The sequence below is a fragment of the Dellaglioa sp. CoH-55-MRSF-9 genome (assembly GCF_056782155.1).
On record NZ_JBXAYG010000009.1, the window covers coordinates 17,294 to 29,082 of the forward strand.

At 32.9% G+C, this 11,789-nt stretch carries 10 protein-coding genes; all 10 read left to right on the plus strand.

Annotated features, from left to right (window positions below; translation table 11 throughout):
- The first annotated feature begins 29 nt into the window (after positions 1–29).
- The 10 genes from AC1RPV_RS07295 to AC1RPV_RS07340 all read left to right on the plus strand — a co-directional run bounded on the left by AC1RPV_RS07295 (position 30) and on the right by AC1RPV_RS07340 (position 11,516).
- Positions 30–1,358, plus strand: coding sequence for an ATP-dependent helicase ComFA (locus AC1RPV_RS07295; protein ID WP_481761957.1), 1,329 nt, complete (start codon positions 30–32; stop codon positions 1,356–1,358).
- Between the two features lie 116 nt (positions 1,359–1,474).
- Positions 1,475–2,035: a ComF family protein gene (locus AC1RPV_RS07300; RefSeq protein WP_481761958.1), complete on the plus strand. Its 561-nt coding sequence runs from the start codon at positions 1,475–1,477 to the stop codon at positions 2,033–2,035.
- Between the two features lie 205 nt (positions 2,036–2,240).
- Entirely contained in the window at positions 2,241–2,801 is a 561-nt protein-coding gene (gene hpf, locus AC1RPV_RS07305; RefSeq protein ID WP_409021489.1) for a ribosome hibernation-promoting factor, HPF/YfiA family, read from the plus strand.
- Between the two features lie 153 nt (positions 2,802–2,954).
- A complete protein-coding gene (secA, locus tag AC1RPV_RS07310; RefSeq protein WP_481761959.1) occupies positions 2,955–5,318 on the plus strand; it encodes a preprotein translocase subunit SecA in 2,364 nt (787 codons plus the stop codon).
- Positions 5,319–5,412: 94 nt separating this feature from the next.
- Positions 5,413–6,529 (plus strand): peptide chain release factor 2 gene (gene prfB, locus AC1RPV_RS07315; RefSeq protein ID WP_481761960.1). Its coding sequence is split into 2 segments (ribosomal slippage): positions 5,413–5,484 and positions 5,486–6,529, totalling 1,116 coding nucleotides; the frame shifts between segments, so codons are not numbered across the junction.
- A gap of 96 nt (positions 6,530–6,625) precedes the next feature.
- Entirely contained in the window at positions 6,626–7,321 is a 696-nt protein-coding gene (gene ftsE, locus AC1RPV_RS07320; protein ID WP_481761961.1) for a cell division ATP-binding protein FtsE, read from the plus strand.
- Positions 7,302–8,189 (plus strand): permease-like cell division protein FtsX, encoded by an 888-nt coding sequence (gene ftsX, locus AC1RPV_RS07325; RefSeq protein ID WP_481761962.1) that lies wholly within the window; start codon positions 7,302–7,304, stop codon positions 8,187–8,189. The genes ftsE and ftsX overlap by 20 nt, the downstream gene beginning before the upstream one ends.
- A 130-nt stretch (positions 8,190–8,319) precedes the next feature.
- On the plus strand, positions 8,320–9,456 hold the full coding sequence (locus AC1RPV_RS07330) for a PDZ domain-containing protein (protein WP_481761963.1): 1,137 nt from the start codon (positions 8,320–8,322) through the stop codon (positions 9,454–9,456).
- A gap of 24 nt (positions 9,457–9,480) precedes the next feature.
- On the plus strand, positions 9,481–10,182 hold the full coding sequence (locus tag AC1RPV_RS07335; RefSeq protein WP_481761964.1) for a response regulator transcription factor: 702 nt from the start codon (positions 9,481–9,483) through the stop codon (positions 10,180–10,182).
- 59 nt (positions 10,183–10,241) lie between these two features.
- Complete coding sequence (locus AC1RPV_RS07340) at positions 10,242–11,516, plus strand: sensor histidine kinase (RefSeq protein WP_481761965.1); 1,275 nt, start codon at positions 10,242–10,244, stop codon at positions 11,514–11,516.
- Positions 11,517–11,789: the final 273 nt, after the last annotated feature.

Sequence of the window (11,789 nt, forward strand, 5' to 3'; positions counted from 1 at the left end):
ATTTAAACTTATTGAAGGGATTGAGGAGAATGACACTTTCAAGTTTGTATGGTCGTTTAATAACTGATTCAGAAATTGACGAAACTATTAATTTAGATGAACTTACGTCGTACCCAGGAATTAGTATTGAAGATAAACAATTAATCTGTCGCAGATGCCTTTCACAACTTAATTTAAAGGAAAATAAATTACAAGGTGACCGGTACTATTGTTCATACTGTATGATATTAGGACGTATTTCAACTACGACTACACTTTATACTATACCTGAACCCAACTTGTTTTCAACTCAAAAAGGGAGTCCATTGACGTGGAATGGAGAATTAACGACTAGCCAAGAAATATGTGCTAATGAAGTGAAACAAATTTTTAAAAATTCGGGTGCCCGGCATTTACTGTGGGCGGTAACCGGCGCTGGTAAAACAGAAATGCTATTCAAAGGTATTGAAGCTGCTATTATGGATGGTAAGCGCATCTGTTTAGCATCACCACGGGTCGATGTTTGTATTGAATTATTTCCGAGATTGCAGGCAGCATTTCAAAATATTGATATTTGTTTGCTGCACGGAAAGACAACGGAACCATACCGTTATACCCAACTAGTCATCTGTACAACACATCAATTGTTAAGATTTCATAAAGCGTTTGACGTTATGATAGTTGATGAGGTAGATGCCTTTCCATATGCACAGAATCAATTACTGCTTCAAGCAACAACACAAGCAACTAAACAAAAAGGGGCAAGTTTATTTTTAACGGCAACCCCAAGTGAGGATCTGTTAAAGGAGGTTCGCTTAAAACAATTAACGGTTAGTTATTTACCAATACGCTTTCATGGTCAATTATTGCCTGAAATTAAAATTAAATTTGAAAAAGCGTGGGAAAAGAATTTAAAAAAAGGACGTTTACCCAAAAAATTAACACTGAAAATGACAGAGTGGCTAAAACGTAAGGATCCATTTTTAATTTTTGTGCCGAAAATTTGGTTATTGGAACCAGTAATGGAAGCATTTAAAAAGAAGTTTCCTAATTTAAAGGGGGACACTGTTTATTCTGAAGATCCAGATAGACTAGATAAAGTTAAGGCAATTAGAACAGGCGAACTACGGTATCTAATCACAACAACAATTTTAGAACGTGGTGTGACATTTGCTAATCTGGATGTTTTTGTTCTGGGTGCAGATGATAAAACTTTTTCAACGGCAGCGTTAGTTCAGATTGCTGGCAGAGTGGGACGTAATGTCAATCGTCCGTTTGGTGACGTTATCTTTTTATGTTGTGACTACACGATTTCAATAAAAAAGGCAGTTGGACAAATAAAAACGATGAATCGTAAAGCAAGGAAATTAAAGATATGAGAAACTGTCAGATTTGTCATAATACATTTAGTCAAAAATTAACGCTAGCATTTATATTATCGACTAAACCTTATGAAAAAAAGATAGTTTGTAAGAGATGCCAGGAGCAGTTACGATTGATTAATACTCAGTTAGCCTGTAGAGGATGCGGTCGAGAACAAAATAGGCCACAATTATGTGCGGATTGTAAGAAATGGCAACTTATTTATCCTAATTTAAATTTTCAGAATCAAGCGTTGTACATTTATAATGATTTTATGAAAGATATCATTAAAAATTATAAGTTTAATGGTGATTATCAGCTGAGAACTATTTTTCAAGTACAATTAAAGCACAAAATAGAAACAATTGATTTTGATTACCTCGTGGTGATACCTGTTGATTCTGAAACGTTAAATAATCGAGGATTTAATCAAGTCTGTGGTCTTTTAGATATTAAGCATGATCATTTTTTAGTGCGAAATAATACGGTTAAAGAAAAACAATCGCATAAAAATAGGCAACAAAGGCTTGAATTAATTCAACCGTTTGAACTTAGTCCAGATTGCCCAGATTTATCGGATAAAGTTGTTTTGATTGTGGATGATATTTATACTACCGGCCGAACACTATTTTATGCCCATATTTTGTTAGCACAAAATGCTAAAAGCATTAAGAGTATTACCCTTGCAAGATAATGAACAATAGGTACAATTTTTAAATAAATTAGTATGATATATTTAAGCAAAAGTTAAAATGACTGTTAACGATTACAATGGCGTTTTAAATAGATTTGTTAAGGGATATCATTTGTAAATTTAAGTCTATTCGCTTATAATTAAATCAAGCGGTAAGGTAATTAATAGTTTCGTTACCTGCTGTAGATTGAAGGGAGAGTTTATTATGTTAAAATACAATATTCGCGGTGAAAATGTTGAAGTTACAGATGTTACTAGAGATTATGTTGAAAAGAAATTATTTAAATTAGAAAAATACTTTACTGATACATCTAATTCAACGGCCCATGTTAATTTAAAAGTTTATTCAGATAAAACGGCCAAAGTTGAAGTGACAGTTCCGATGCCTTCTCTCGTCCTTCGAGCTGAAGAAACATCACAAGATTTACTTTCAAGTGTTGATCTTGTGACTGATAAATTAGAACGTCAAATTCGCAAATATAAAACTAAAATTAATCGCCAATCAAGAGGCAAGGGAATTAAAGATATTGAAATTCGTAATGAAATTGCTGATGAAGAATCAGATTCTATTGATGAAGTAAGCAAATTTGATGTTGTTCGGACAAAGCATGTTTCTTTAAAACCAATGAATAGTGAAGAAGCTATTTTACAAATGGATATGTTGAGCCATAACTTCTTTATTTACGAAGATGCTGATACAGAGGGTATTAACATTGTTTACAAACGTAAAGATGGTCGCTATGGTTTAATTGAAGCTGAAGATTAAACTAACCTTGAAAAGCCTGTTGAGTAAGTTAACTACTCAGGGCTTTTTTGTTATTTTAGTTTAAAATTTATTGATTTAGTGATACTATAAAAAATGATATTATAATTAAAAATAATTCAATAAATGTGTTTGATATATAAGGGGAAAAGCTAAATGGCAAATGTATTAAGACAATGGGTTGAAAGTGATAATCGTGAATTAAGAAAACTAGGCAAAATAGCCGATAATATTGAAAATATGGCCGACGAGATGGCTTTATTATCTGATGATGAACTAAAAGCTAAAACACCTGCTTTTAAAGCAAGATATCAAGAAGGTGAAACGCTTGATGATCTTTTACCAGAAGCATTTGCAGTGGTACGAGAAGCCGCAAAACGTGTGTTAGGACTATACCCATTCCGTGTGCAAATGATTGGTGGAATGGTTTTAAATAATGGTGATATTGCGGAGATGAAAACTGGTGAAGGTAAAACTTTAACAGCTACTATGCCCGTTTATTTAAATGCAATTTCAGGTCTAGGTGTTCATGTTGTTACTGTTAATGAATATTTATCAAGCCGTGATGCAACAGAAATGGGCGAATTATATTCATGGTTAGGTTTAACTGTCGGATTGAATATTAACGAAAAAACAGCTGAAGAAAAGCGCGAAGCCTACGCAGCTGATATTACCTATTCAACAAATAGTGAATTAGGCTTTGATTACTTACGTGATAACATGGTTGTTTATCGTGAAGATATGGTTCAAAGACCTTTAAACTATGTTATCGTCGATGAAGTTGATTCAATTTTGATTGATGAAGCTAGAACACCGTTGATTATTTCTGGTCAAGCTGAAAAGACGACTGCCATGTATGTTCGTGCAGATCGTTTTGTTAAAACGTTAACTGAAGAAGAAGACTATAAAATTGATCTTGAATCAAAATCAATTTCATTAACCGAAGAAGGAATTCGTAAAGGTGAAAAATATTTTGGACTAGATAATTTATATGATACAGATAATACAATTTTGACTCATCATTTGGATAATGCATTACGGGCTAATTTTGTTATGCTACGTGATAAAGATTATGTTGTACAAGATGGTGAAGTTATGATTGTTGATCAATTTACTGGTCGTATTATGGAAGGTCGTCGTTATTCTGATGGTGTTCATCAAGCTATCGAGGCTAAAGAACATGTTGAAATTGAAGACGAAACTAAAACAATGGCTAACATCACTTACCAAAATTTCTTTAGAATGTACAAGAAATTATCTGGTATGACGGGTACTGCTAAAACTGAAGAAGAAGAATTCCGTGAAATTTATAATATGGAAGTTGTTCAAATTCCAACGAATAAACCTATTATTCGTGATGATAAAGCAGATTTATTGTATCCATCTTTAAATAGCAAATTTAAAGCTGTCATTGCTGATATCAAAGAACGCCATGAAGCTGGTCAACCTATGTTGATTGGTACTGTAGCAGTTGAAACGTCAGAATTATTGGCACAAATGTTAGATGATGCTGAAATTCCACATGCTGTCTTAAATGCTAAAAATCATGAACGTGAAGCTGAAATCATTTTAAATGCTGGACAACGTGGTGCTGTTACCATAGCTACGAATATGGCCGGACGTGGAACTGATATTAAATTAGGCCCTGGCGTTAAAGAAATTGGTGGATTAGCTGTTATTGGTACAGAACGCCATGAATCTCGTCGTATTGATAATCAACTTCGTGGCCGTGCTGGCCGTCAAGGGGATGATGGGATGACACAATTCTATCTTTCTTTGGAAGATGATTTGATGTTACGATTCGGTTCAGAACGTATTAAGAGCTTCTTAGAACGTATGAACATTACTGAAGATGACGCTGTTATCCAAAGTCGTATGATTACAAAACAAGTTGAATCAGCACAAAAACGTGTCGAAGGTAATAACTATGATACACGTAAAAATGTTTTACAATATGATGATGTTATGCGTGAACAACGTGAGGTTATTTATAACCAGAGACAACAAATTATTATGGAAGAAAAAACATTAAAACCTGTTATTATGCCTATGATACAACGTACTGTTAATCATATTGTTCAGATGCACACGCAAGGTGACCAAAATGAATGGAATTTACAAGCTATTGTAGATTTTGCTGTCTCTTCAATGGTTAATGAAGACAGTATCTCATTGGCAGATTTAGAAGGTAAAGATGCTAACCAAATCGAAGCCTACTTGGTCGACCGCGCTGAAAAGAACTATGAAATTAAAGAAGATCAATTAGTTGATGCAGCACAAATGCTTGAATTTGAAAAAGTGGTTGTGTTACGTGTTGTTGATGATAAATGGACAGCGCATATTGATGCAATGGATCAACTTCGTCAGTCTATTGGACTACGTGGCTACGGACAATTAAACCCTCTAGTTGAATACCAATCAGATGGATTTAGAATGTTCGAAGAAGTCGTTGGAGCAATAGAATTTGAAGTGACACGTTTATTTATGAAAGCTGAAATCAGACAAAATATTAAACGTTAATCAAAAAGTTAATCAGAGAACATTATTAAAGAGTCACTTCCGAATTCGATAGAGTTTGAAGGTGACTCTTTTTAGTAAATTAAGGAGAAAATTGATGGAATTAAGCGATTATAGGAAACAAATTAATGAAATGGAACAAAAAATAACTAACTTCAGGGGGTCTCTTTGACTTAGAGACGCTGAATGAACGTATTTCTGAAAATGAAGAACGAATGGCTAACCCAGATTTTTGGAATCACCAAGAAGAAGCACAAAAAGTTATTGACGAAAACAATCAATTAAAAGGTAAATATGATGCGTTTCATGATTTAGAGAGTAAGGTATCAGAATTACAAGTCATGCTTGAATTATTACAAGAAGAAAATGATAATGATATGCTAATAGAATTTGATGACTTGTTTAACGAGACAAAAAAAGCACTCGACAAGTATCAATTACGATTATTATTGAATGAACCTTATGATAGCAGAAATGCTATTTTAGAAATCCATCCAGGTGCAGGAGGTACCGAATCTCAGGATTGGGGATTAATGTTACTTAGAATGTATACGAGATGGGCTGAAAAAAGTGGGCTAATCGTCGAAACAGTAGATTATCAATCTGGCGATGAAGCGGGATTGAAAAGTGTGACGCTTCTTATTAAGGGAGTAAACGCGTATGGTTATCTTAAGAGTGAAAAAGGGGTGCATCGATTAGTTCGTATTTCACCTTTTGATGCTGCTGGTCGACGCCACACGTCTTTTGCATCTGTTGATGTGATGCCAGAGTTGGATGATTCAGTCGAAATAGAATTAAATCAAGATGATATCAGAATGGAAGTATTTAGATCATCCGGAGCTGGTGGACAACATATTAATAAAACATCTTCAGCAGTTAGATTAATTCATATTCCAACAGGGATAGTAACTTCGAGCCAAGCGCAGCGGTCACAATTTCAAAATAGGGCAACGGCTGAAAGTATGATGAAATCTAAGTTATATCAACTTGAAATGGAAGCAAAAGAAAAAGAACGTGCTGCCATTCAAGGTGAACAAATGGATATTGGATGGGGGTCGCAGATTCGATCATATGTGTTCCACCCATACTCAATGGTTAAGGATCATCGTTCCGATTTTGAGACTGGTAATGTTCAAGCGGTAATGGACGGTGATATAGATGGATTTATTAATGCTTATTTACAGTGGAAATTAAAAAATGAAAATCCAAGTTAAAAAATGAAACTTAATTGTAAGACTACTGCAATATAAAGGTAAATAATCATGCTATAATGAAAATGTTATGAAAATAGACACAGGAGGATTCACTGTTTGATAGAATTTAAAAATGTATTTAAACAATATTCTGATGATATTATTGCAAGCAATGATATTAATCTTCGAATTGACCAAGGTGAATTCGTATATGTGGTTGGACCTAGTGGTGCCGGAAAGTCGACATTTATAAAAATGATGTACCATGAAGAACAAGCAACATCTGGTGAAATCACAGTAAATGATTTTCATTTAGAAACGATGAAACCAAAAGAAGTACCATTTTTACGAAGAGATTTAGGAATTGTATTCCAAGATTTCAAATTATTACCTCGTTTAACAATTTTTGAAAATATTGCATACGCGTTAGAAGTTATTGAAAAAGAACCTGCAGAAATTAAAGAACGTGTTGATTACGTGCTAGATCTTGTTGATTTGTCTGACAAGGCGGATAAATTTCCGGAAGAATTATCTGGTGGTGAACAACAAAGAATTGCGATTGCACGTGCAGTTGCAAATAAACCAGAAGTCTTAATTGCTGATGAACCAACGGGGAATTTAGACCCTGAAACGTCAGATGATATTATGTCAATTTTAGAAAAAGTTAATGAACAAGGGACAACAGTTATCATGGCAACTCATAATAGTATTATTGTGAACAAATATCCACATCGTTTGTTGGCTATTGAAGATGGCCGTATTGCCCGAGATGAAGAAGGAGGAAAATACGGTTATGAAAATGAGAACGTTTAGGCGTCATTTTGGTGAAAGTATTAAGAGTTTACGTCGTAATGGATGGATGTCTGTTGCTGCTATTAGTGCTGTTACTGTAACGTTAATTTTGGTTGGGGTGTTACTTTCAATCTTAATGAACGTAAATAAATTAGCATCTGATGTTGAGAACGATGTTCAAGTCAGAGTGTTTGTTGAACGAAAGACAACAAAGAATCAACAGGCTGATTTGAAAAAGAAACTTGAAAGTTATTCAGAAGTTAAAAAAGTTACTTTTTCAAGTAAAAAGGAGCAATTACAACAAGTTGTTGGTAGTTATGGTAATGAATTTAAGTTATTTGGTGGGGATGATAATCCACTATATGATACATTTGATGTTCAAACTAAAAAACCAAAACAAACTGAGCAAATTGCAAAACGTGCTAAAAGTTTAGATTATGTAAATGATGCTAGTTTTGGGGGCACATCTGCTAAAAAACTATTTAAAGTAGTTGGTAATATCCAAAAATGGGGTATGATTATTAGTGCTTTACTCCTCTTTGTTGCAGTATTCTTAATTTCTAACACGATTAGAATCACAATTTTATCTCGAAGAAATGAGATTGGAATTATGCGTCTAGTAGGTGCGACGAATGGATTTATCAGATGGCCGTTTTTACTTGAAGGTGCATGGACTGGGCTTTTAGGTGCTATCATTCCAATTATTTTAGTTGATTTTGGCTATATTTGGATTTATAACGGTTTACAAGTTTCGTTGGCATCAACTAGTTATCAATTATTAACACCAGGAACTTTCTTGGCAGAAATTGATTTATTATTAGTGTCAATCGGGATAATTATTGGTGCTTTAGGATCGTTCGTTTCAATGCGTCGTTTCCTTAAAATTTAATTAAATTTTAAAAGACTGATTTTGCTAAATGCAAAATTCAGTCTTTTTTGTTATTATGATTATCTTTTTTGAATCATGACAAAGCATGATATAATTTGAGTACTATATATTAAAGAAAATAGGTGCATTTATGGTAACGCTTAAAATTATTGGAAACTTTTTCATGCAACCAACGCTTTGGTTAGCAATTATACTGATTTATGGTATGTATACACGAAGAATTAAAAAAGAGAGACAAGCATTTAGAACAGCTGTCGATAGTGATTTTTATGAGGGACGTCATGCAATAAAAGTAGGCTTTATTTTTAGTATTATTGGATCAATGTTACTATTTGGACTAGGTGTTATGTTGCCTATTAACTGGGTAGTTATTTATGCTATTTTTATGATTTTAGGACTACTACTATACCCAGTATTTGATGCTATCTTTCCGCTATTTATTATATCGGGACTAGTATATGGGATGACTAAATCTCAATTAAGTAATTTTGAAATATTTAAATATGAAGAATTTCACGTTGAATTTACGACAGGGATTCTACTGATAGGGACAGTCATTTTATTTATAACTGCTTGTGCGCTGTATTTATTCAGAAATAGTCCCTTATCGCCGAACACACAGTCAGGTAAACGAGGGCGAAATATATCGTCGTTTAGTATGAAGGATCTGTATCTGGTGCCACTTGTAATTCTAACACCGGGTGATCAATTCCATAGTGTACTCTCTTGGTGGCCAATTATTCATATAGCAGGTACAGAATTTAACATCATTATTTTACCATTAATTGTTGGGCTATCATTACGTATCTATAAAGAAATACCAAGAGTAGCTATCAAATTTATAAAAAAACAATACTTATATTTAGCTTTTATAGGGACAGGTTTAGCGATAATGGCTATATTTATACCAATAATGGGGATATATGGATTAATTGTTCTATTAGTTGCGTATTGTATCAGCCAATATATGATCAAACGCCATGATAATAAACAAGAAAAATGGTTTGCAGAATCCAATGAAGGAATATTAATTGTAGGGGTACGCCCAGGTACGCCAGCTTCAAAGATGGACGTAGAGGTTGGTGATGTGGTCGTTCAATGTAATGGCATTGAAGTTAGAAACGAAACCGAATTGTATGAAGCATTACAGAGTAGCTCAACGTATTGTCGATTAAAAATTAGGACATTTAGTGGAGATACAAAAATAACAGAAAGTGCGATATTTTCAGACTCACCATATGAAATAGGGTTAGTCATAATTAAATAAATTTAGTTATCAGGGGGATAAATAATGAAAAAAATTTTAGTTGTAGATGATGAACCAGCAATTGTTACGCTGTTAACGTATAATCTAGAAAATGCGAACTATGAAGTGCATGTAGCAATAGATGGGCCTAGTGCATTTAAAAAAGCAACAGAACAAAATTTTGATTTCATTATTCTCGATTTGATGCTGCCTGGTTACGATGGTATCGAAGTTACAAAAAAATTAAGACAAGAAAAAGTAAAAACGCCAATAATCATTTTAACGGCTAAAGATGATGAATTGAATAAAATAATTGGTTTAGAAATTGGTGCAGACGATTATATGACTAAACCGTTTAGTCCAAGAGAAGTAATAGCAAGAATTAAGGCTATTTTGAGACGTACTGAACATGACTCATCTAAGGATGAACAAATTGATAATGAAGTGAGAGAATTTAAAGATTTTAAAATTGATTTTTCTAACTATTCAGTTTATAAAAATGATGAAAAAGTTGCATTAACACCAAAAGAGTTCGAACTTTTAGTATATTTTATTAAACGAACAGGACGTGTGCTAAGTAGAGAAAAGTTATTGAGCGGTGTTTGGGGATACGATTATGAAGGGCAAACAAGGATGATAGATATGCATGTGAGCCATTTACGCGAAAAATTAGAAGTAGATGCTAAAAACCCCCTATATTTAAAGACAGTTCGAGGATTTGGCTATAAGTTTGAGGAGAATAAATGAAACAAAAACTAAAATGGATAATTACGACGTTAATCTTGTTGCTAAATTTAACATTTAGTATGACACTTCTATGGGATGTATCCGGGAAACTTTTTAGTAAGAATAGTATTATTGGAGTAAGTGTGTTGAGTTTGATTGAAATAGCTATACTTTATAAAATAGCATCTAAAGCAGGTGCTGAGTCCGAATTAATGGCTAATATATTGAATAGTTTAGTCAATAAAGGAGATTCTTATCATGTATTACTAGATACAGATAGTCCCAATTTTGAATTATCGAAAGCCATTAATCGTGTTGAAAGTTATCAAAAGAAAAGAAATATTCACTATCAGGTACAAAATAATAACTATCTAAAATTAATTGAACATTTGACAGTTGGGGTTATGCAAATTGATCATAAAAGACAAGTACTAGTCGTAAATGATATGATTTCTAAATTATTAGGCCAACAGATAGAAAGTAAGCAACATTCATATATTGATGATATTAAAACATACAAATTGAGTGGACTAATTGAAAAAGCCATTAAAACACAAGATAAGCAAAGAGATGAAGTTGAAATTGCCAATACAAACAGAGTGGTTGATGCAACGGTCGTCTATATAGCAAATAACAATGTAGAATTTCAAGTAATCGTAATTTTATATGATATAACTGAGCTGAAATTATTAGAGAAAATGCAAAATGAATTTGTCGGAAATGTGAGTCATGAATTGAAAACACCAGTAACAGCAATTAAAGGATTTGCTGAAACTCTTTTAGAAGAATCTGTTGATTCAAGTACAACTAACAAATTTTTAAATATTATTTATGACGAAAGTGAAAAATTAGAAGTATTAATTCAAGAGATATTAAAATTAGCAAAAGGGCAAAAACCCAAAGAAAATATTTCGAGTTTCAATTTAGATGCTATGATAAATTATGAGTTAGATTTATTAAGTAGTACTATTAAAAGTAAAAATTTAATAGTAGACAAGAGAATAACAAAAGATCTTTATGTAAAGTTTGATAAAAATAAGATAGCCACTATCTTAGGTAATTTATTGCAAAACGCTGTTAAATATAATGTTGATAATGGGCGTATGGTAGTTGAAGTAGGCAAAATAAAGACAAGATTTTTTATAGCAGTATCAGATACTGGTATTGGTATTTCAAATCAAGACAAAAAAAGAATATTTGAACGTTTCTATAGAGTAGATCCGTCTAGAAATAAACAAATAGAAGGTAATGGGCTTGGCCTCGCTATTGTGCAGGAACTAGTGACATCAATGGGTGGAGAGATTAGTGTGAAAGATTCGAATGATAAGGGGACTGAAATTACGATTTATTTGTAATATTAAGAGATATTCACATAAATAGACTTGACCAAGAAAAAGAAAGCTGATATATTTAATAAGTGCTATTGAGGCGATAATGAATATCGCAAATAAAGTGTTGACATGAGATATACCAGATGGTATATTAATAAAGCTGATTGATACGGCAAGAAGAAATGAATATTTATTCAAAAAATTCTTGACAAATCATGATGTGGTTGATATGATATAAAAGTTGTCAAAAGCAACCAAGTAGATCTTTGAAAACTGAACAAATTTTCGACAAATCAA

What these genes read in the sequence shown, in the direction of transcription:
- AC1RPV_RS07295 (WP_481761957.1), top strand. Translation starts at nt 30, where the DNA reads ATGACACTTTCAAGTTTGTATGGTCGTTTAATAACTGATTCAGAAATT.
- hpf (WP_409021489.1), top strand. Translation starts at nt 2,241, where the DNA reads ATGTTAAAATACAATATTCGCGGTGAAAATGTTGAAGTTACAGATGTT.
- secA (WP_481761959.1), top strand. Translation starts at nt 2,955, where the DNA reads ATGGCAAATGTATTAAGACAATGGGTTGAAAGTGATAATCGTGAATTA.
- ftsX (WP_481761962.1), top strand. Translation starts at nt 7,302, where the DNA reads ATGAAAATGAGAACGTTTAGGCGTCATTTTGGTGAAAGTATTAAGAGT.
- AC1RPV_RS07330 (WP_481761963.1), top strand. Translation starts at nt 8,320, where the DNA reads ATGGTAACGCTTAAAATTATTGGAAACTTTTTCATGCAACCAACGCTT.
- AC1RPV_RS07335 (WP_481761964.1), top strand. Translation starts at nt 9,481, where the DNA reads ATGAAAAAAATTTTAGTTGTAGATGATGAACCAGCAATTGTTACGCTG.
- AC1RPV_RS07340 (WP_481761965.1), top strand. Translation starts at nt 10,242, where the DNA reads ATGACACTTCTATGGGATGTATCCGGGAAACTTTTTAGTAAGAATAGT.